Annotated in this window: 21 protein-coding genes and 1 tRNA gene; 5 read left to right on the top strand and 17 right to left on the bottom strand. The window is 57.4% G+C overall.

Features of this window, described 5'->3' with window-relative positions; genetic code table 11:
* Window positions 1–20 precede the first annotated feature (20 nt).
* A tRNA-Ser gene (locus tag N7D90_RS06450) sits at window positions 21–110 on the bottom strand.
* Between the two features lie 308 nt (window positions 111–418).
* On the opposite strand from N7D90_RS06450, the gene N7D90_RS06445 reads away from it, so the two are divergent.
* The 3 genes from N7D90_RS06445 to N7D90_RS06435 all read left to right on the top strand — a co-directional run bounded on the left by N7D90_RS06445 (window position 419) and on the right by N7D90_RS06435 (window position 3166).
* A complete protein-coding gene (locus N7D90_RS06445) occupies window positions 419–1108 on the top strand; it encodes a crotonase/enoyl-CoA hydratase family protein (RefSeq protein ID WP_261741385.1) in 690 nt (229 codons plus the stop codon).
* Between the two features lie 220 nt (window positions 1109–1328).
* Window positions 1329–2111 (top strand): lysophospholipid acyltransferase family protein, encoded by a 783-nt coding sequence (locus tag N7D90_RS06440; RefSeq protein WP_261741384.1) that lies wholly within the window; start codon window positions 1329–1331, stop codon window positions 2109–2111.
* An 83-nt stretch (window positions 2112–2194) separates the two neighbouring features.
* Complete coding sequence (locus N7D90_RS06435; RefSeq protein ID WP_261741383.1) at window positions 2195–3166, top strand: magnesium and cobalt transport protein CorA; 972 nt, start codon at window positions 2195–2197, stop codon at window positions 3164–3166.
* A gap of 110 nt (window positions 3167–3276) precedes the next feature.
* Here the strand turns inward: N7D90_RS06435 and N7D90_RS06430 are convergent, their stop codons facing one another.
* The 11 genes from N7D90_RS06430 to N7D90_RS06380 form a co-directional block, all read right to left on the bottom strand.
* Entirely contained in the window at window positions 3277–4005 is a 729-nt protein-coding gene (locus N7D90_RS06430; RefSeq protein WP_261741382.1) for an amidotransferase, read from the bottom strand.
* Window positions 4006–4648: 643 nt separating this feature from the next.
* Window positions 4649–4990 carry a ribonuclease E inhibitor RraB gene (locus N7D90_RS06425; protein WP_019827425.1) on the bottom strand — a complete coding sequence of 114 codons (342 nt, stop codon included), beginning with the start codon at window positions 4988–4990 and terminating at the stop codon, window positions 4649–4651.
* Window positions 4991–5255: 265 nt separating this feature from the next.
* Complete coding sequence (locus N7D90_RS06420) at window positions 5256–5864, bottom strand: START domain-containing protein (protein ID WP_261741381.1); 609 nt, start codon at window positions 5862–5864, stop codon at window positions 5256–5258.
* A gap of 47 nt (window positions 5865–5911) precedes the next feature.
* Window positions 5912–6166, bottom strand: a complete 255-nt coding sequence (locus N7D90_RS06415; RefSeq protein WP_048358771.1) for a YkgJ family cysteine cluster protein — start codon at window positions 6164–6166, stop codon at window positions 5912–5914.
* A gap of 153 nt (window positions 6167–6319) precedes the next feature.
* A complete protein-coding gene (locus tag N7D90_RS06410; RefSeq protein ID WP_261741380.1) occupies window positions 6320–6793 on the bottom strand; it encodes a translation initiation factor 2 in 474 nt (157 codons plus the stop codon).
* A 71-nt stretch (window positions 6794–6864) separates the two neighbouring features.
* Complete coding sequence (locus N7D90_RS06405; protein ID WP_261741379.1) at window positions 6865–8337, bottom strand: PLP-dependent aminotransferase family protein; 1473 nt, start codon at window positions 8335–8337, stop codon at window positions 6865–6867.
* A 318-nt stretch (window positions 8338–8655) separates the two neighbouring features.
* Complete coding sequence (locus N7D90_RS06400) at window positions 8656–9471, bottom strand: OmpA family protein (RefSeq protein WP_261741378.1); 816 nt, start codon at window positions 9469–9471, stop codon at window positions 8656–8658.
* Complete coding sequence (locus N7D90_RS06395; RefSeq protein WP_261741377.1) at window positions 9468–9824, bottom strand: DUF4398 domain-containing protein; 357 nt, start codon at window positions 9822–9824, stop codon at window positions 9468–9470. The genes N7D90_RS06400 and N7D90_RS06395 overlap by 4 nt, the downstream gene beginning before the upstream one ends.
* A 9-nt stretch (window positions 9825–9833) precedes the next feature.
* The gene (locus N7D90_RS06390; RefSeq protein ID WP_261741376.1) at window positions 9834–10652 is read right to left on the bottom strand and encodes a substrate-binding periplasmic protein; all 819 of its coding nucleotides are present in this window, start codon (window positions 10650–10652) and stop codon (window positions 9834–9836) included.
* A 140-nt stretch (window positions 10653–10792) separates the two neighbouring features.
* Window positions 10793–11722, bottom strand: coding sequence for an electron transfer flavoprotein subunit alpha/FixB family protein (locus tag N7D90_RS06385; RefSeq protein ID WP_261741375.1), 930 nt, complete (start codon window positions 11720–11722; stop codon window positions 10793–10795).
* A 2-nt stretch (window positions 11723–11724) separates the two neighbouring features.
* The gene (locus tag N7D90_RS06380; protein WP_261741374.1) at window positions 11725–12489 is read right to left on the bottom strand and encodes an electron transfer flavoprotein subunit beta/FixA family protein; all 765 of its coding nucleotides are present in this window, start codon (window positions 12487–12489) and stop codon (window positions 11725–11727) included.
* Window positions 12490–13049: 560 nt separating this feature from the next.
* Here N7D90_RS06380 and N7D90_RS06375 point away from each other — a divergent pair.
* Complete coding sequence (locus N7D90_RS06375; RefSeq protein WP_261741373.1) at window positions 13050–14714, top strand: electron transfer flavoprotein-ubiquinone oxidoreductase; 1665 nt, start codon at window positions 13050–13052, stop codon at window positions 14712–14714.
* 207 nt (window positions 14715–14921) lie between these two features.
* Here the strand turns inward: N7D90_RS06375 and N7D90_RS06370 are convergent, their stop codons facing one another.
* Entirely contained in the window at window positions 14922–15815 is an 894-nt protein-coding gene (locus tag N7D90_RS06370; RefSeq protein WP_261741372.1) for an AraC family transcriptional regulator, read from the bottom strand.
* 179 nt (window positions 15816–15994) lie between these two features.
* Here N7D90_RS06370 and N7D90_RS06365 point away from each other — a divergent pair, with 179 nt between their 5' ends.
* Complete coding sequence (locus tag N7D90_RS06365; protein ID WP_261741371.1) at window positions 15995–17059, top strand: NAD(P)-dependent alcohol dehydrogenase; 1065 nt, start codon at window positions 15995–15997, stop codon at window positions 17057–17059.
* 58 nt (window positions 17060–17117) lie between these two features.
* Here N7D90_RS06365 and N7D90_RS06360 read toward each other — a convergent pair whose 3' ends face one another.
* The 4 genes from N7D90_RS06360 to N7D90_RS06345 form a co-directional block, all read right to left on the bottom strand.
* A complete protein-coding gene (locus tag N7D90_RS06360) occupies window positions 17118–17903 on the bottom strand; it encodes an IclR family transcriptional regulator (protein WP_261741370.1) in 786 nt (261 codons plus the stop codon).
* 65 nt (window positions 17904–17968) lie between these two features.
* Window positions 17969–19279: an MFS transporter gene (locus N7D90_RS06355; protein WP_261741369.1), complete on the bottom strand. Its 1311-nt coding sequence runs from the start codon at window positions 19277–19279 to the stop codon at window positions 17969–17971.
* 145 nt (window positions 19280–19424) lie between these two features.
* The gene (gene dgoD / locus N7D90_RS06350; protein WP_261741368.1) at window positions 19425–20573 is read right to left on the bottom strand and encodes a galactonate dehydratase; all 1149 of its coding nucleotides are present in this window, start codon (window positions 20571–20573) and stop codon (window positions 19425–19427) included.
* A gap of 40 nt (window positions 20574–20613) precedes the next feature.
* Complete coding sequence (locus N7D90_RS06345; protein ID WP_261741367.1) at window positions 20614–21243, bottom strand: 2-dehydro-3-deoxy-6-phosphogalactonate aldolase; 630 nt, start codon at window positions 21241–21243, stop codon at window positions 20614–20616.
* Window position 21244 lies beyond the last annotated feature (1 nt).

Genomic DNA, 21244 nt, shown 5'->3' with positions numbered 1-21244 from the left:
GGGTTTGTGTTTACTTAATGTGGCGGTGAAGGAGAGATTCGAACTCTCGATACAATTTCTTGTATACACACTTTCCAGGCGTGCTCCTTAAGCCACTCGGACACTTCACCGTATCTCTTCAAACAAGTTCTGTCTGTCGAGGCGCGCTAATGTAGTCGAAAGCTTTCGATATGACAAATGTTTTTTTCAGAATTTTCATGCGCTTACGAAAATAGTCGTTTTTTAGGCACGGCCCTCGCGGGTGATTGCGCCAAATCCCGGGCCAGGCTCCTTTGCCCGTTCAGCCGTAATCGCTGCTGCGCCGCCTTCTATATAGAGGACGAAGGTCAATTGCCTGACTCACCAGTCAGTCATAGCCCTTTACCTGCGCCGTAGGGCTGGGTAACGTCTGCCCCACTTCATAACAAGGAATTGCGCCATGAGTGACTTGATTGCCTACCACCTGGAAGACGGTATCGCCACGCTGACCTTGAGCAATGGCAAGGTCAATGCCATTTCCCCGGACGTGATCACCGCGTTTAATGCCGCGCTGGATCAGGCCGAGCTGGATCGCGCTGTGGTCATCATTACCGGGCAGCCGGGTATTCTTTCGGGCGGTTATGACTTGAAGGTAATGACGGCCAGCCCTGAGCAAGCCATTGAGCTGGTCAGGCAGGGATCGACCCTGGCTCGGCGCATGCTGGCGCATCCTTTCCCGGTGGTTATCGCATGTACCGGTCATGCGGTGGCCAAGGGCGCATTCCTGTTGTTGTCGGTGGATTACCGCATCGGCGTCGAAGGCCCGTTCAGTATTGGCCTGAACGAAGTGCAGATCGGCATGACCATGCACCACGCCGGGATTGAACTGGCCCGCGATCGCCTGCGTAAATCGGCATTTCATCGTTCGGTGATCAACGGCGAAATGTTTAACCCGCTCACCGCGGTAGACGCAGGCTTCCTCGACAAGGTGGTCAAGCCCGAAGAGTTGCAGGCCGCAGCCCTGGAAGTGGCCCGCCAGTTGAAGAAGATCAATATGAAGGCCCACAGGAACACCAAGCTCAAAGTGCGCAAAGCACTGCTGGAGACGCTGGACAAGGCTATAGAAGAAGACCAGCTCCACCCGCTCTGACCTTATCCCCCCAGCACCGATCCCGATTGCAGCCTGCGGTCGGGATTCAGCCCCCTCCTCGCCTCGCGACAAATCCCCTTAAACATCTCTAGCCTGCACCTCAACCAGCCCGTTGAAACAAATGCTAAAACTTCAGCTATCTCCTACTTGTATCGGGGTAATTGCTGAATACAGTGCACATCCGTACACTGCGCCATCTTTAGTTTCAGCGAGCCTGTAAATGCTACTTTCGATACGTATGTTGTTGATGTGTCTGCATTTTATGATCGCAGGCGTGCTCGGTGTGCTGTTGGGCATGTGTCGTCCTTTCAATCCGGACAACAGTCGCCTGTGCGCGCGACTTTATGCCTGGCCGTCCAGATGGATCCTCGGGTACACGCTCAAGACCGAAGTCGGGCCGTTGATGGACAAGCCTCACAGCTGCGTGGTCATCGCCAACCACCAGTCCAATTACGACTTGTTTGTGTTCGGCAATGTGGTGCCGCGCCGTACGGTCTGCATCGGCAAAAAAAGCCTGAAGTGGGTGCCTCTGTTTGGCCAGCTGTTCTGGCTGGCGGGCAATGTGCTGATTGATCGGGGCAACGCCCAGAAAGCCCGTAAATCGATGCTGACCACCACGCGCACCCTGCAAGAAAAAGACACGTCAATCTGGGTGTTCCCGGAGGGCACGCGCAATTTTGGTGAAACCCTGTTGCCGTTCAAGAAGGGCGCGTTTCAAATGGCAATTACTGCCGGCGTCCCGATTGTGCCGGTGTGTGCCAGCACTTACAGCCAGCATCTGAAGCTCAACCGCTGGCACAGTGCTGATATCCAGATTCGCTCCTTGCCCCCGATCCCTACGGCGGGCCTGACCCTAGACGACATTCCTCGGCTGATGGAGCAGTGCCACGAGCAAATGCGCGAGTGCATCGAAGCGATGGACCGCGAACTGCTGAGCCAACATAAACGTCTGGCGCCACCCGTGGCCAGAAGCACTGCTTCAACCTCTAATCCGAACCTCTGAACGTTTGTCGACTCAAAGTGCAAGATTGCGCGCTAAGCTGCATATTCGTGCCATAACCCTTTGAAGAAGAAGCGATTAGAACTATGGGGAGAGTTGTTGCTGCTGCGGTTTACAACGCAGGCAAGAAAGTCACCGCTATCACTCTGGACGAAGGCATAGAGTGGGCCAAAAAGCCCGGCCACTTCGTCTGGATTGGTCTGGAGCAACCCGACGCGCAAGAGCTGAGCAACCTGCAACGCCAGTTCAACCTGCATGAACTGGCCATCGAAGACGCCCTTGAGAAACACAGCCGGCCCAAGCTTGAAACCTTTGGCGATGCGCTGTTTATTGTTATCTACTCGCCGGTTCGCCATGAAGGCAAACTGGAGTTCGTCGAAACCCATATTTTTGCCGGCAACGGCTACATCATCACCAGTCGCAATGGCCACTCAGCCTCGTACAAGGCCGTACGCCAGCGCTGCGAGGCGCGCCCGCTGCTGCTCGAGCATGGTGAAGATTTCGTGCTGTACGCCCTGCTCGACTTCGTGACCGAGAGCTATCAGCCCGTCAGCGAAGCCATCCATGCCGAAATCGACCAGCTCGAACAAAACATTCTGGGCAATGCACTCAATGAAGCCGATATCGTGCACTTGCATGCCCTGCGTCGCGATGTGTTGCGATTACGGCGCTATGTGGCGCCCATGGTCGAAATCAGCGAAGAATTGCAGCGCCTGACATTCCCTTTTATCGACAAGAACATGCGCCCGTATTTTCGCGATGTGCAGATTCATGTCACCCGCCAGATGGAAGACCTCACCACCCTGCGCGATATCGCCACGCAAACGATTGAAATCGTCGTATTGCTGGAGTCATCACGCCAGAGCATTGTGCAGCGCAAATTCGCAGCCTGGGCAGCCATTCTGGCCTTCCCCACTGCAGTGGCGGGCATTTACGGGATGAACTTTCAGAACATGCCGGAGCTGAGCTGGCATTACGGCTACTTTGGCGTGTTGGGGTTTATTACGCTGGGGGTGACCGGGTTGTGGGTCAGTTTCAAGCGGTCTGGCTGGTTGTGAGTTTCACTATCTGTCACACACAAGACCTGTAGCCGCTGCCACAGGCTGCGATGAGGCACGCAGCGGCCTCCTTATCGCAGCCTGCGGCAGCGGCTACAAATCAATAAGCGTTACACGGTTTCGGTTTGCGGCTTGTGCGAAACGAACCGCATCATCCACTCGGCAACGGTGCGGCCATGATGGTCTTGCTCCAGGCTGGCGATGCCAGTGCTGTAGATCTGCGCGCCCAAATGCTCCTGGCGCAGGTCAAGCAAGGCGCGTGAGTAGTCGTGGATAAACTCGGGGTGGCCCTGGAAGCACAGCACCTGATCGTTGATGTGGTAGGCGGCAAATGGGCAGAAATCGCTGGATGCAATGACTGTGGCATTGTCCGGCAAGGCCGTTACCTGGTCCTGATGGCTGATCAGTAGCGTCAGTTCCTCGACCACAGGGCTCATCCAAGGCGCCTTGGCCGCCAGTTTGTACTGATGGGTGCCAACGCCCCAGCCCTGGGTGGCACGCTCGCTCTTGCCGCCCAACAGCAGCGCCAGCAATTGATGACCAAAGCACACGCCGATCAACTTGTCGCCACGTTCAAAGCGGGTCAGCAGGTAGGCCTTCAGGGTCTGAATCCAAGGGTCGGTGCCAAATGAGTCGGCTTTACTGCCGGTCACCAGATAGGCGTCGAAGGCCTGGTCGTCTGACGGGTACTCGCCATGCATCACGTTGAACACACTGAATTGCGCAGCGATCGGCTGCGTGGAGAACAGGCGCACGAACATTTGTCCGTAGCCCTGATATTGATCAACAAACTCTGGACGCAGAATGTCGGTTTCCAGAATGCAGATGCGTAGCGACATAAAAATACCTGGCACGATAAAAGCGAAAGTAATGATGACAACTGGTCAGAGCCTGCCCTGAAAGGGTATTTCAAGGCAAGTACTGAACGTAGTAATAGCCTGTCCCGCCCTGAGAAAAGTACGCCTTGGCGGGACGAAAATACCCCGCTCCACGCTCCCGGACGAACGGTAGGGCACTAAGGATATCGACTGTAAACCAGCCCATTGCGTCTAGCTGCGGGGTGACAGCGCAAGCCAAGAAACCCTAATAGCTTTTTAGAAACCTACTGCACTTGAATGATGTAAAAGGGTTCTAAGCCATATCTTATGAGGGCTCTAAGGTTAAACCTGTCGCGGGGGGCGAGCTTTTTCAAGGATTGGTGCCCTTGTCGCTGGCATTGTCGTCCAGGAATAACAAAAAAAGGCAGATAGCCATGTTCAAACATACGAAAGTACGCCAGGCCGGACTCATTCTCTTTGCTACCACCTTGCTGCTGATCTTGCCGAACTTGACCAAGGTCATCGGCTAAAGACTCGCCCGGATGCCGAAGGCGTGCAGCCCCTGTGCGTCTTCGACGGCCATGGGTTACTGCACGCTTGAATGACCTCGCTTAAAACCAAAACGGCCAGCCCAAAGGCTAGCCGTATATACACCGCACGCGTATCAATTCAACAGGCCACGCACCTCCTGCTTGACGCCCCAGCCTTCAATAATCCCGCCCAGCGGAACCACTACCGCTTCAAAGTCCTGCTCAAAATCTCCAATACCACCATAGGTGGCGTACATCACTTTGCTTAATTCCAGATACCAGGCGCCGTCATCACGCACATTGATCTGTGCATTCAAGGATTCACCACAAAATTTACCTGCAGCTCTGCGCGCCCGCTCCTCGTCCGGGAAGATTGCGTAAAACTCGATGGGATGGATGCGTGAAAAATCAAAACCGCCTTCTTTCATGCGGCGCAGCACATAGCTGCTGAGGTCTTCTTGATGGGCTGTGCTCATGAAACGTCCTCCTCGCAATGGATAGACATTCAGCGCTTCCCTTTCGGCTGCAGGCAGGCCGTGAAAAGGGAAGAAATAAGCATGTAGCAAACAAGATCAGAGCCAGTCGATTACTTCGCTGGTCTGGATGCAGAGTAGCCCCAGGGCGCAGCGTCTGCCAAGGGGGCAAGCCATGAATTTCAACAGGTTTTACCTTTGCCGGGAAAACCGGCGCCCGGTACCCGGACAGATGCGCTGCCCAGGACCAAGCGGCCCACACCAAGGGTTACGGCTTTTCAGCGCGCTCCTTGAGCCCTTTGAGGGTGTTGAACGGAGCATCGACCACAAACTTGTTGGCCAACCAGGACGGCACGCTGCCACCCGGCTCGGTGTGCACCTGATAAGTCACTTCTGTCAGGTTGTCGCCTTTGGGCACAAGCTTCCAGAAGCCATCGACCTGGGCAACCCGTACAAAGCCCTTTTCTTCCGGGATGTAGGTCGGCTGCCCTTTGAGGGTACGGGTCAAGCTGCCATCGGCCCCTTGAACAGTGGTCACCAGCAACACCGAGTCACGCGGGGTTACCGGCCACGGCGTCTTGAACTGGGTGTAGGTCCAGCTCTGGTCGCCTTCATGCTTGAGCAGCTTTTGCGATTGGCACTCATGAATCCAGGCACAGGCGCTCGCCACGTCTTCCTGCAATTTGCTGATCTTGGCCAGTGGCGCCTTGATGGTGGTCACCCCCTGATAAGCCTTGTACTGGGAGCCGGCAACTTCGCTCAACGACACCTTGATGCCGTCCTGATCCTTGGCGACCTTCCAGTTTTCAGCCTGAGCCACGCCCACCAGCAGAACGCTCAAACCACATACCAATGCCACTCGATGCAACGAACCCATTGTCTTATTCCTTATTGTTGAAGGTCTGTTCACTGGACACAAACACACTACGCCGCGGTCATCTGCTCCCACCAGCCGATCAGGTTGATGGCTTCTTCACGGTTACTGCCGCACACCTCGATGTCTGCCTTGAAGTCGCCACACACCGCGGGACGCTCAGGCTGACCGAACAAACCGCACAAGTAGTCGACAGAAAGATGCAGGCAGCGTTCCCCGGCAGGCTTGCCATTGGGCATACCTGGCAGCGGTGTACTGATGGAAGGGGCTATGCAGCAAGCGCCACAGCCTTCACGGCAATTCATGACGTTAGCACCTCATTCGGGGCAAAGTGTGTTGATGACAAAGGATAGTACTCGCTGGAACAGGTGTTTGAAATTGACCGTTCAGCAGAATGTGCCGATAAATGACAGTGACTGAATAGTCAGTTTAGAAGCCCGTTTTTCAGCGCTCGACACTTATTGTTTGAACTCGAAATCCAGCGCTGCGCCTTCGATTTCATTGTGCCGGGCTTCATTGCGCAATTGCAGGTTCATCTCATTACTGAGCAGGCGGCCGTTGAGCTGAAAAGGGCTTTCTTCGGCTGCTTTCTCACCAAACATGTTAGGCAGTAATGGTTTGTGCGCGGGCATCGGGACAGCGCCAAGAGGATGGAGCTGCTTGACCATTTCGGGGGGCAGTCGCAAATCGAGGTGTGCGGCGGGCAAAGGATTTTTGGCGATCTCATGGGCCGACCTGGATTTTGAGGCCACGGGCGCACGCTTCTTGACCGGAGCTTTTTTCTCGCTGGCCACCGGCTTTGCGGGTGAATGGACCGTTTTTTTCTCCGCGGAGGTCGTTACAGGTTGCACTTGGGCCGCTGTCGCAACAACAGCATTAAGCGCACTCAAAACGCCCACTAACAGCAGGCCCACACAATATGTCGCTTTCATAACTCCCACAGTTTTAACCGTTCAGGTGCGTATGCTCGCGCTTTACGCACAGGGTGACAAGGTGATTATGGTCAAAAGGCCATCCCTGCGGCTGCCGCGCTTCCTCCGTAGAGGCCCGAGGCTTCCTGGCAGAGCTGGTTGGCAAGCATGCCCAAGGTCATCAAGGCCCGATCGGCTTCGCGGTTCCAGGGTATGGCGCAGTTTAGTCGTATGCAGTGATTGAACTGCTCAGTGTTACTGAAGATCAGCCCCGGCGCGATACTGATGCCTTGTTGCAGCGCCCGCACATGCAGTTCCTGAGTATTGACCCGGCCCGGCAAGCTGACCCACAGGATAAAGCCTCCGCTAGGGCGTGACATCTGTGTGCCTTCCGGAAAGTGCTGCTGAACAGCCAGTTGGAACGCACTCAGGTTCTTCCTGTATTCCTGGCGGATGAAACGCAAATGGCGGTCGTAACCGCCATTTTCAAGGTAAGCCGCCACGCCCATCTGCGTCACGCTGCACGCCGAATGGGTGGTGAAGGTTTGCAAGCGCTGGATTTCCTGCTGAAACTTGCCCGCGATCATCCAGCCAATACGCACACCGGGGGACAAGGTCTTGGAAAAGCTCGAGCAGTAAATCACCCGATCCAGGCGATCGTAGGCTTTCAAGGCCTTGGTACGACCGACCTCGAACATCAACTCGCCATAGATGTCGTCTTCGACGATCTGGATATCAAAATCGGAAGCCAGACGCAGCAACTGCTTTTGCCGCTCTTCGGGCATCGTCCCGCCTAATGGGTTACTCAGCCGCGTGGTCAGCACCAGGGCCTTGATCGACCATTGATTGGCCGCCAGTTGCAGGGCTTCAAGGCTCATGCCGGTCGCCGGGTCGCTGGGGATTTCGATGACTTTCAAGCCCAGCAGGTCAGCCAGTTGCAGCAGCCCGTAGTAGGTGGGGGACTCCGCCGCAATCAGGTCGCCGGGGCGGGTCAGCACGCGCAATGACATTTGCAGGGCATCGACACAGCCGTGGGTGATGATGACCTCCGAAGGGTCAACCACCACGCCAGCATCGCGCATGCGAATTGCCACCTGGCGCCGCAACGGTTCAAAGCCCGGGCTGAACATATAGCTGAACGCCCGCGGGCTGTGAAAGCGCGTGACCTTGGCCAGTTGCTGATGCAGCGCCCGCACAGGCAAGTAATCGACACTGGGCACGGCCGCACCCAGCGGGAACACGCCTTCACGACGGGACTCGACCAATACCTGCTGGATGATACTGCTCCGAGTGACCAGGCCTGGACGCTCTACACGGGCGATATCCGGGGTGGGAGCGGTCAGGGCCGGGGTCTGGTGCACGTAATAACCGGACTGCGGCCGCGCCCGAATCAAACCCTGATCTTCCAGATTGGCGTATGCCTGCAACACCGTGGCATGGCTGACGTTGAGCTGAGAGCTCATCTTGCGTACCGAAGGCACGCGCTCGCCTGGCTGATAAACGCCACGCCGAATATCCTCAGCCAACTGCTGAGCGATACGTTGATAGAGCAAAAGGTTGGTCATGGCGCAGCACTCGATGTTCAGGCTTTATTTTTGTGGAGAACAATACCGGAACAGTTTAGAAGTGTACGGGCACAGTTGTCACTTAACTAAGCCGTACAGGGTGTGCGCGGGTGGGAACTGTATGGGTGCGGATTAGCCACCCACGTAGCAGCTGCCGAAGGAACGAGGCTGCGTTCGGCGACGTCGTCGTCGCAAATCAGGCACCTCGGTGTGTCAGCGATATTGAGTACTTAGGTTTACGACGGCTGCGCCGCCGAACGCAGCCTCGTTCCTTCGGCAGCTGCTACAGGGCTTCAATGAAGCCCTTCGCTGCGCGCTTTAGCGAGCAGCGCCCAACTGACCTTTGTCGTCAGAAAAAACGATTTCGACACGGCGATTCTGGGCCCGACCGCGTTCGGTAGCGTTTACGTCCACCGGGTACTGATCGCCATAGCCTTCAACCTGGATGCGCTTTTCGTCGATCCCCAGGTCAACCAACACATCCGCCACAGCCTGCGCACGATCACGCGACAGCGTGAGGTTGTCCTCCTTGCCGCCAGTGCTGTCGGTGTAACCCTCGATGCGCACGATGCGCTTGGGGTTCAGCTGCAGAAACTGCACCAGTTTGAGCACCGTACGGTTGGCCGAGTTTTTCAAATCGGCTTCGCCCGTGTCGAACAATACGTCGCCCAGGGTCATTACCAAACCACGATCAGTCTGGGTAGTGGCCAGGCTAATGATTTGTTCTTCCAGCCATTGGCCCTGTTGCTGAACGCTCAACAACTTGGCTTCGCGCAAGGCCAGTTGCAGGCGCTGACGCTCGAGCTCGAGCTTGGCCGCACGTTCTTCGTTGAGCACCTGCTGCGTATGCTCGCGGGCAATTTCACTGTAGCGCTGGCTCACATAGGCGTAATGCGCCACGTCTTCGCCACTGCCCCAGTAGCTGGACAATCGGTCGGCGCGAGCGAGGGATTCGCCTGCACGAATCACGTCCTTGGGCGCGATGCGCAACACATTGGTGTCTTCTTTTACGGCCTGAAAATCGGTACTGGCCTGTTGCAAGGCCTGAGCGCTGTTGTGATGCCCGGCACACCCGGCCAGGCTGACGCAACCCACCACCAGCACCCCCATGAAAGCTCTGGACTTGAGGCTCATTGGGCCTCCGCCAGCTGTTTGCGCAAGCGCGAAATACGGGTATTGAGCACGTTCAATTGTTCCTGGCTTTTTTGCGTCAGCACGCGGGCTTCGGCCAATCGGGCATCAAGCTCAGCCTGTTCAGCCTGCATGCGCGCGTCTTTGTAGGATTCATCTGCCATATCTGCCAGCGCTTGGGCCAGCTTGTCTTCGGCTTGCTTCAGCTCAGCCATATCATCGGCTTTCGCACCTACGGCCTTGGCTTGTTCCAGGGCTTGTTCGGTCAAACGCAATTGTTCATTCGGCGCAGGATCGGCTGCACAACCCGCCAGAGCCAAAACGGCCAGGGCAGCGAAAAGAGGTCGAATTGTCACTAGGAATTCCTACTGTTTTGGGGCGCTGAGCGGTTGTAGCAACTGGGCTTTCCACCGCTCTAGATTGCGTTGCACTGCCGCCTCGGTCAGGCCGGACGCGGGCAATTCTGTCATCTTTTTGGCGAGCTGTCCGCGCAACCAGGGCTCATTGCAGGCCGAGTCATGGGAAATCGCCAAAAACAGCCCCGGTTGATCAATGGGCTGCGGGTGCGCTACCAGGTCATCGGCGATGCCCAAGGTTTGCGCAGTAGCCATACCGGCATAGCGGCCTGCCAGTACGTACTCGGCATTGCCGAGCAACAACTGCTGAAACGCCTGGGTCAGGCCTGGCAGGCGCTCCAGGGTTAGTTGGTGCTGGGCAAACTCGTTGAAGGTGTCGCTTAAACGGGATTTTTCCGAAACGGCGCCTGCATGGCCATGCAGGTCAGCCGGGGTTTCGTAGGCCAGGGGCGAGTCCTTGCGGGTCCACACCAAATAATCGTTACGCACCAGCGGGGGGTGAATGTAGTCGAACGATGACAGCCCGCTGACCGTCAGCGGCGCATCCAGCAGCATGTCCATACGCCCGGTACGTACTTCGTCCTGGGCCTGGGCGCGTTTGCCGCCATAGAGCACTTCAACCTTGATCCCCAACTCCTGGCCTGCCAGTTGTATCAGATCGGCACTGGCGCCGATCAAGTGCGCCGGGTCGGCCGGGTCGCGCCACAGATAAGGCGGTGCATCAGGGCTGCCAGTGACGATCAGGCGCTCGCACTTGCCCGCCGCCTCAGACAGCAGTGGCAAAAATGCCAATCCCACTAGCAGCCTGCTCAACTGACGCATATCCATACCCCTTCGCTCCATCCACGCAATTGACACGCATAAAAAAACCCGGTCACCCAGGCCGTGAAGAACGGGGCAAAACACTGAGTGTTCTGCCCTGCCCCACAGCCCCGATAACCGGGCTCTTTATAAGTGAAGCAGCTGGATTAAACCAGCTTCTCCAGCTCAGGTACTGCTTCGAACAAGTCCGCTACCAGACCGTAATCGGCCACCTGGAAGATCGGTGCTTCTTCGTCCTTGTTGATCGCAACGATCACTTTGGAGTCTTTCATACCAGCCAGATGCTGGATCGCGCCGGAAATACCAACGGCGATGTACAGTTGAGGCGCAACGATTTTGCCGGTCTGTCCGACCTGCATGTCGTTGGGTACAAAGCCTGCGTCCACTGCAGCACGAGAAGCCCCGACACCTGCGCCCAGCTTGTCGGCCAGTGAATACAGGTACTTGAAGTTGTCACCATTCTGCATCCCGCGACCGCCGGAGACGACGATTTTGGCTGCGGTCAGCTCAGGACGGTCCGACTTGGCCAGCTCTTCGCTGACAAACGACGAAGTGCCTGCATCGTGAACCGCTGCAAGTGCTTCAACCGCTGCCGAACCACCTTGTGCGGCAACCGGATCGAAACCGGTGGCACGCACGGTAATCACTTTGACCGGTGCAGTGGACTGCACGGTGGCAATGGCGTTACCGGCGTAGATCGGACGGGTGAAGGTGTCAGCGCTGATGACCGAGATGATCTCGGAGATCTGGTCAACGTCCAACTGCGCAGCAACGCGCGGCAGGATGTTTTTGCCGTTGGAGGTGGCAGCAGCCAGGATATGGCTGTAGCCAGCAGCAAGCTCAGCTACCAGCGGGGCAACGTTCTCAGGCAACTGATGCGCGTAAGCCGCGTTGTCAGCCACCAGGATTTTAGCCACGCCAGCAATGTTAGCAGCAGCTTCAGCTACAGCACCAATGCCCTGGCCTGCGACCAGAACGTTGATATCGCCACCGATTTTAGCGGCAGCGGCTACGGTGTTCAGCGTGGCCGGAGCCAGCGTTTTGCCGTCGTGTTCTGCGATTACCAAGATAGTCATGATTAGATTACCTTCGCTTCGGTTTTCAGTTTCTCGACCAGTTCAGCCACCGACTTGACCTTGATGCCCGCGCTGCGTGCAGCAGGCGCTTCGACTTTCAAGGTTTTGTTGGTCGACGCAGTGGAAACGCCCAACGCTTCTGGCGTCAGCACTTCAAGCGGCTTCTTCTTGGCTTTCATGATGTTTGGCAGGGACGCATAACGCGGCTCGTTCAAACGCAGATCCGTGGTGATGATCGCTGGCAAGCTCAGCGAAACAGTTTGCGCGCCACCGTCAACTTCACGGGTCACGACAACCTTGTCGCCCGCCACTTCAACTTTGGAGGCGAAAGTGCCCTGACCGTAACCGGTCAGCGCAGCCAGCATCTGGCCGGTCTGGTTGTTGTCGCTGTCGATGGCCTGTTTGCCCAGGATCATCAGCTGAGGCTGCTCCTTGTCGACCACTGCCTTGAGCAGCTTGGCCACGGCGAGCGAGGTCAGGTCTTCGGCGGACTCGACGAGAATGGCGCGATCTGCACCCAGTGCCAGCGCGGTACGCAGCTGTTCCTGAGCAGTGGTCGGGCCGATGGAGACGACGACGATTTCAGTCGCAACACCCCCTTCTTTTATAGAAAGCTCTTTCAGGCGTACGGCTTCTTCCACAGCGATTTCGCAGAAGGGGTTCATCGACATCTTGACGTTGGCGAGGTCAACGCCGGAGTTGTCCGCTTTGACGCGTACTTTAACGTTGTAATCGACCACTCGTTTGACAGCTACAAGAACCTTCATGGATTCCTCGTTACTCTCCGGTGAAAAGAAAGTCGCCTAGGCGAACCTGGCGGTTGATGCTCATCAGCACAAGGGCACCTCCAAAGATCGTTGCAATGCCCTTCTTATATAAAGAATGACGAGTGCCAAGTCCTTCTCTTGCGACCGCCTATCAGGTGTGACTAACAAGTCATACACCAAAAGGACGTGTAAACTCCGCTCAAAAAATGGCAGGCTCCTACAGGCTTGTGCCTATGCCCTGTCTTTAGAGGTGCTCTTGAAACCAACAATCAGCCTACGGCGAGCGCAAAACCGCCCGTATCTTGACCGGAACGCCTTTTGCGGTCAATACAGCAAATGGGCCAGTTTTGAGCCGCGTGTCTTTGATTTATCTGGCTTGCAGCGGATTCAAACAAACGTTTGTATTGGACGCTGCTAGTGGTGTAGATATAATGCCCGCCCATCAGAGAGAGCGGTGCGTCATCCATTGCATCTTCAACCTCAGGGTCGAGGGAATAATGGATGAAGCGCCAAACCTCCAATTAGAAAAATACCGTTGAGCCTTGAGTAGGAGATAGCCTGTGGAACGCGAATACATGGAATTCGACGTGGTCATCGTCGGCGCCGGCCCTGCCGGTTTGTCCGCCGCCTGCCGCTTAAAGCAGAAGGCCGCCGAAGCCGGTAAAGAAATCAGCGTCTGCGTGGTTGAAAAAGGCTCCGAAGTCGGTGCTCACATTCTATCTGGTGCTGTTTTCGAACCTCGCGCCTTGAACGAATTGTTCCCGGACTGGAAAGAACTGGGCGCACCGCTCAACACTCCAGTGACCCGCGACGATATCTATGTACTGCGCAGCGACAGCACCGCGACCAAGGTGCCTGACCTGTTTGTGCCTAAAACCATGCACAACGAAGGCAACTACATCATCTCCTTGGGCAATCTGTGCCGCTGGTTGGCGCAACAGGCCGAAAACCTGGGCGTAGAAATCTACCCGGGGTTTGCCGCTCAAGAAGTCCTGTTCGACGAAAACAACGTGGTCCGCGGGATCATCACCGGTGATCTGGGCGTTGACCGCGAAGGCAACCCGAAAGAAGGCCTGTACACCCCCGGCATGGAACTGCGTGGCAAATACACCCTGTTCGCCGAAGGCTGCCGTGGCCACCTTGGCAAGCAACTGATCGAACGCTTCAAGCTCGACAGCGAAGCTGATGCCCAGCACTACGGCATCGGCCTGAAAGAGATTTGGGAAATCGATCCGGCCAAACATCAGCCAGGTCTGGTCGTTCACACGGCTGGTTGGCCGCTGGATATCATCAGCAGCGAAAACACCGGCGGCTCTTTCCTGTATCACCTGGAAAACAACCAGGTCGTTGTCGGCCTGATCGTTGATCTGTCCTACAGCAACACCTTCCTGTCGCCGTTCGACGAGTTCCAGCGCCTCAAGCATCACCCGGTGCTCAAGCAATACCTGGAAGGCGGCAAGCGCATCAGCTACGGCGCCCGCGCCATTTGCAAAGGCGGCCTCAATTCACTGCCGAAAATGGTCTTCAACGGTGGCGCACTGATCGGTTGCGATCTGGGCACCCTGAACTTCTCCAAGATCAAGGGCAGCCACACTGCAATGAAGTCCGGCATGCTTGCAGCAGAGGCCGTGGCCGACTCGCTGCTGGCGGACTCCGAAGGCGGCGATGCACTCAACACCTACGTTGAAGCCTTCAAAGCCAGCTGGCTGTTCGACGAATTGTTCGCCAGCCGTAACTTCGGCCCGGCGCTACACAAGTTCGGCCCCATTGTGGGCGGTGGTTTCAACTGGCTCGACCAGAACATCTTCGGCGGCAAACTGCCGTTCACTCTGCACGACACCAAGCCAGATTATGCGTGCATGAAGCTGGCCAAGGACTGCAAGAAGATCGACTACCCGAAACCCGACGGCAAGCTCAGCTTCGACAAGCTCAGCTCGGTGTTCATCTCCAGCACCAACCATGAAGAAGAGCAGCCGTGCCACCTCAAGCTGCGTGATGCGAGCATTCCAATCAGCGTCAACTTGCCGCTGTACGATGAGCCTGCACAGCGTTACTGCCCGGCTGGCGTGTACGAAGTGATCACCCAGGAAAGTGGCGAGAAGCGCTTCCAGATCAACTCGCAGAACTGTGTTCACTGCAAAACCTGCGACATCAAGGATCCATCGCAGAACATCACCTGGGTTACCCCGGAAGGTGGCGGCGGCCCGACTTACCCGAACATGTAACTCATAAAGGCTCCTTCGGGAGCCTTTTTATTACCACCCAATCCTGTAGCAGCTGCCGAAGGAACGAGGCTGCGTTCGATTGCGAAGCGATCGTAAAGCCTGAGTCTACGCCTTAACTGATACACCGCAGACTCTGATCTCACGACGGCTCCGCCGCCGAACGCAGCCTCGTTCCTTCGGGAGCTGCTACAAGTGATCGCCAGCCTGTTAGCACCCCACCCCTTCATGCCCAGGGCTGCGCTCAAAGTAGCGCTTGTACTCGCGACTGAACTGCGAAGTGCTTTGATAGCCCACGCGCTCCGCCACTTGCGCTACACCCAGCCCTTCACTCAACAGCAACTGCTGTGCCCGCAACAGGCGCAGGCGCTTGAGGTACTGCACCGGCGACAGCAAAGTGCTGCGCTTGAAATGCTCATGAAAGGTGGATGCGCTCATATTTGCGCAACGGGCCAGCGTCTCGACATTCAGCGGCTGCGCAAAATGCTCGTGCAAATAACTCAACGACGCCGCCACCCGCGCAAACTGCCCTTGCTGCTCGACCAACGCGCGTAACACACCTGCCTGCGGACCGCGCAATGCCGCGAACAGCACCTCACGCAACCGCGCCTGCCCCATGATCCGGCACTCCAGCGGATCATGCAGGCAGCGCAGCAGACGCTCGACCGCCTCGCGCATGGCGTCATCCAAAACCGCCGAGGTCATCGACTCCGGCGTCTGCGCCACTGCACTGCGGTCAGGAGCCAGGCCCATAGCCAGCACCAACTCCCCCAGTACGGCGCGATCGATACTGATCGCAACTCCCAGCAATGGCATCTCTTCGCTGGCAAAGGTTTCACACTCGAAAGGCACCGAAAGTGCCTGCACCAGATAATGCCCGGCGCCGTACTCCAGAGTGCGCTGCCCCAGATAGGCCAACTTACTGCCTTGGGCAATCACCATTAGGCTAGGCTCATAGATCTGCGGCATACGGGCCACCACCCGGCATGCAGAAACCACCCGAACTTCAGGCAGCAGAGTCGACACAAAACCGGTTTGTGTCGCCAATGGTTCGATCAAAGACACCAGCGCGGCATTCTCATCTCGGTGACGAGTCAAAAACATGGATAAAGTTTCACAAGAGGATTAGACAGCCGCATCTTCGCAGAATTGGTCAATAAAGCGACAGTTCGCACGCGACGCCGGAGTATTAGGCATGACTTGCGGAGGAATCGTCATAGTCCTGCAAAGCATCAAGGCGCAAAATCGCCTCCTCTTCACAGTTAACGTTTCGCGAGGTTCTCATGTCCACTGTCACTTATAACGCTATCGGTTATGCCGCTCAGAATGCCAAGGCCCCTCTGGCCCCGATGCAGTTCAACCGCCGCGCCCCGCGCCCGGATGACGTATCCATCGAAGTGCTGTACTGCGGCGTTTGTCACTCCGACATTCACCAGGCTCGCAATGACTGGGGCTTCGCGACTTACCCGCTGATGCCGGGCCATGAAATCGTCGGCAAAGTAACCGCGATCGGCAGCAACGTCACCAAGCACAAGGTCGGCGACCTGGTCGGTGTAGGCTGCATGGTCGATTCGTGCCGCACCTGCTCGGCTTGCAAGGAAGACCTGGAGCAATACTGCCTGGAAGGCATGACCCAGACCTACGCCAGCCCGGACCGCATTGACGGCACGCTGACCATGGGTGGCTACTCAAGCAACATGGTAGTCAGCGAGCACTTCGTACTGAGCATCCCGAAAAACCTCGACCCGGCCAGCGCCGCACCGCTGCTGTGTGCCGGTATCACCACCTTTTCGCCGCTGCAACACTACGGCGTAGAGCCGGGCGACAAGGTCGGGATTCTGGGCATGGGCGGCCTGGGCCACATGGGCATCAAGTTCGCCAAGGCCATGGGCGCTGAAGTGACCCTGTTCACCCGCTCCCAAGCCAAGGCCGAAGAAGCCTACCGTCAAGGTGCCGACCACGTGATCGTGTCCACCGACCCGGAGCAGATGAAAGCCGCGGCCGGTAGCTTCAACTTCCTGCTGGATACCATTCCGGTGCCGCACGACCTGAACCCGTACCTCGAAACCCTGGCGTTTGACGGCGTGCATATTCTGGTGGGTTTGATCGAGCCGGTTGAGCCAGCACTGAACGCCTTTAACCTGGTGTTCAAGCGCCGCGTACTGGCCGGTTCGCTGATCGGCGGCATCGCTGAAACCCAGGAAATGCTGGATTTCAGTGCTGAACACGGGATTACCTGTGACATCGAAATGCTCGACATCAAAAACATCAACGAAGCCTTTGAACGCGTAGTTAAAGGCGACGTGAAGTACCGCTTCGTGATCGACATGAAAACGCTGAAGGCCTAAGCGTATCAGCGTTTGTGGGAGCGAGCAGGCTCGCTCCCACCGTCGTGTGCAGTGCGCTTTACCCGCCCAACTCCGCCGATATCTGCTGCGCTGCATGGGTAATGACCGGGATCAACCCGGTCATCTTCTCCAGTGACATGTAAGGCACGGTGCTGGCGATACTGATCGCAGCCACGATGTTGCGGCTGGCATCACGGATCGGCGCCGCCACACAACGGATCGACGGTTCGTTGTCTTCCAGGTCAAACGCATAGCCGCCCGCTACATAGCTGCGCATGCGCTCCTCGAACTGCTCCCACGAAGGCTCCTGATGATCTGGCCACAGCGGATTTTTACCGCCTGCCAGTTGCCCGGCTTCATACAACCGTCGCCACTCGTCCAGAGGTGAATCCAGCAACATCGCCTTGCCGATCCCGGTTCGCGCCAACGGCATGCGATGCCCTACCCGCGAACGCATTTCCGGGCCATTGCGCCCCGGGTTCTTGTGCAGGTACAGCACTTCATCATCCTCACGCACCGCCAAATGAATGGTGTCGCCGGTCAACACCGACAACTCGTCCAGATATGGCCCCGCCAGCGTCACCAGCGGCAACTCTTCACGGGCCTGAAAACCCAGCTCGATCAGTTTGGGCCCCAGCAGATACCCCACTTTTGGCAACACCCGCAGGTAACGTTCATCCACCAGGCAACTGGCCAGACGATGCGTAGTGCTGCGCGTGGTCCCGATCACCCGAGCGATGTCCTTGAGGTCGCGCGCGCCATTGGCCACGGCCTGCACCACCGCCAGCCCGCGGAGCAAGGTTTGAGTACCGGTGGGTGCGATTTTTGTGGAGTCGTCCTGCATAGCCAGCCTTTCCATTGAGAGGGGGGAGAACCGGGCAGCATTATGGTCGCCCGGCGGGCTGACTTCTACAGTTCGATCCGTTCAACCTTGCCCACCAGCAAGATGTAAGACAGAGCCCCCAGCAACGCCAGCACCGAAATATAGGTAATTGCCGGAGCAAACGAGTCGCCGCTGGCCAGAAAGCCGATCACGATTGGCGTGGTGATCGCTGACAGGTTGCCGATAAAGTTGAACACCCCGCCGGTCAGCCCCAGCAGCCGTGCTGGAGCCAGGGTCGAGACCAGCGACCAAGTGATCGAGGCCAGCCCGTTACCGAAAAACGCCAAGGCCAGGAACGCAATAACCAGCGGCGTTGAATCGACAAAGTTGGCGCCAATGATCGAGGTCGAAATCAGTAGCCCGGAAATGATCGGCAGCTTGCGGGCAAAGCCCACCGAGTACCCGCGACGGATCAACCAGTCGGAGAAGAACCCCGAACATAGCACCCCCACAAACGCGGCCAAAAACGGCAGCGAAGCCAGCAAGCCGGACTTGATAAAGTCCATTCCACGGTATTTAACCAGGTAGGTCGGAAACCAGGTCAAGAAGAACCACAGCGTCGAGTTCAGGCAGAACTGCCCCAGATAGATACCCCACAGCTTGCGCTTGCTCAGCACAATGCCCAGGTCCAGCCAACTGAACGGTGCCTTGCGCTCGGCGGTTTGGCTCTGGATATCCACCAGCCCGCCGCCCTCGGCGATCAGGTCGATTTCAGCCTGGTTGACGCCCTTGAAGTCACGGGGCTCTCGGTACACCGCGTACCAGATCCCGGCCCAGAGAATCCCCACCACACCGGTGCTGACAAACACCATGTGCCAGCCCCACTGATGCTGCAGCCAGGCCAGGACCGGGGTCAGAAACGCCAGCCCGACAAACTGTCCGGAGGTGTAAAAGCCAATAGCGGTGGCGCGTTCGCGTTCAGGAAACCAGGTGGTCACCACGCGGCTGTTGATCGGGTACGCCGGGGCTTCCAGCGCGCCCACCGCCATACGCAACACGAACAGGGCGATAAAGCTCGCCGCAAAGCCGAGCATCACCGTGGCCACCGACCACAGCAGCAGGGCAACGCTGTAGAGAATGCGCGGCGGCACGCGGTCCACCAGCCAACCACCGGGTATCTGCATGGCGGCGTAGGTCCAGCCGAATGCCGAGAAAATCAGGCCGACATGAATCGGATCGATCCCCAGATCGCTGGTCAGTGCGGGGGCGGCAATCGACAGGTTGCTACGGTCCAGATAGTTGATCACCACGGTGATAAACAACAGCACCATGATGAAAAAACGCTTACGGCTAGGCGCCACTAAAATCGCAGGCGCGACAGTGCTTGAAGATGACATGGGCATGCCTCTTTTTTATGGTTATTGAGGTCGTTGACTGACACCTGTAGCCGCTGCCGAAGGCTGCGGTGGGTTGCGAAGCAACCCTGTTTTGAAGGGCCTTCGACCCTTTTCGCAGCTTGCGGCAGCGGCTACATGAGTGGCATTACCACTCGGCAAAGCTGCCATCGGCATGGCGCCAGATCGGGTTGCGCCAGCGGTGGCCTACCAGCGCTCGCTCGCGCACATATTCTTCGTTGATCTCAATGCCCAGGCCTGGGCCATTGGGGATTTTGACGAAACCCTTGTCGTAGTCGAATACAGCTGGATCCTTGACGTAATCGAGCAGGTCGTTGCTTTCGTTGTAATGGATACCCAGGCTTTGCTCCTGGATAAACGCGTTGTAGCAAACCGCATCCAGTTGCAGGCACGCCGCCAGCGCAATCGGCCCCAGCGGGCAGTGCAAGGCCAGCGCCACGTCATAGGCCTCGGCCATGTTGGCAATTTTGCGGGTTTCGGTGATGCCGCCCGCATGGGATGCATCCGGCTGGATGATGTCGACATAACCTTCGCTGAGCACACGCTTGAAGTCCCAGCGCGAAAACAGCCGCTCACCCAGGGCAATCGGGGTACTGGTCAACGGCGCCAGTTCCTTGAGTGCTTCATAGTTTTCGCTGAGCACCGGCTCTTCGATAAACATCAGCTTGTACGGGTCCAGCTCCTTCATCAGCACCTTGGCCATTGGCTTGTGCACGCGACCATGAAAGTCCACGCCGATCCCGACATTAGGCCCGACAGCATCACGCACGGCAGCAACGTTGGCCAGTGCCAGGTCGACTTTTTCGAAGCTGTCGACAAATTGCAGCTCTTCAGTGCCGTTCATTTTGACCGCGGTAAAGCCCCGACTGACAGCCTCCATGGCCGCTTTGGCGGTGTCGGCCGGGCGGTCGCCACCGATCCACGAATACACGCGGATCTTGTCGCGCACCTGTCCACCCAACAGGTCACTGACCGACACTCCCAGCGCCTTGCCCTTGATGTCCCACAGCGCCTGATCGATACCGGCCAGGGCGCTCATGTGCACCGCCCCACCACGGTAAAAACCGCCGCGATAGAGCACGGTCCAGATGTCTTCGATATTGCGCGGGTCTTTTCCGATCAGATAATCCGACAGCTCATCTACCGCAGTTGCCACGGTATGGGCACGGCCTTCGACCACGGGCTCGCCCCAGCCAGTCACGCCTTCATCGGTTTCGATCTTCAGGAACAACCAGCGCGGCGGAACCAGATAGGTTGTCAGTTTGGTGATTTTCATCGTGTTATCTCTCTTGTTCTATTGAGCGCCGCAGCGCCAGTCAGTTGGCCTGACGCCGGGTATTCCAGGCGTGTACATAGGCCTTGGCGCAAACCGCCACTTGGTCCGGGCTCATCCCTGGCTTGAACAGACCCGAGCCCAGGCCGAAACCGGAGACGCCGGCATCCACAAACACCTGCATGTTGTCCGGGGTAATCCCGCCGACCGGGATCAGCAACGTCCCGGCAGGCAATACCGCCAGCCAGGCCTTGACCACGGCCGGGCCCATTTGCTCGGCCGGAAACATCTTCAGCACGTCGGCACCTTCGGCCAGCGCAGCAAAGGCTTCGGTAGGCGTGGCGACACCCGGCGACAAGTACAGACCAGCCGCCTTGGCCGCACGCAGCACTTTCGGATCGCTGTGGGGCATGACAATCACCTGCCCGCCTGCGGCCTTGACTTGCGCGACCTGCTCCGGCGTCAGCACCGTCCCCGCGCCGACCAGGCAGTCGGCGGGCAAGGTGCTGCGCAAAATACGGATGCTCTCGTAGGGCTCGGGAGAATTGAGCGGCACTTCAAGGGTACGAAACCCCTCGTCATACAGCACTTTTCCGATAGCTTGCGCCTCTTGAGGACGCAGACCGCGAAGGATGGCAATCAATCCGTTTTGTGCCAGTGCTTGCTTGAGCATC

It is taken from the genome of Pseudomonas fragi (assembly GCF_025426255.1).
In the GTDB taxonomy this organism is placed as follows: domain Bacteria; phylum Pseudomonadota; class Gammaproteobacteria; order Pseudomonadales; family Pseudomonadaceae; genus Aquipseudomonas; species Aquipseudomonas kulmbachensis.
The sequence above is the reverse complement of the archived record's forward strand: the minus strand, read 5'-3'. Positions and strand labels throughout refer to the sequence as shown.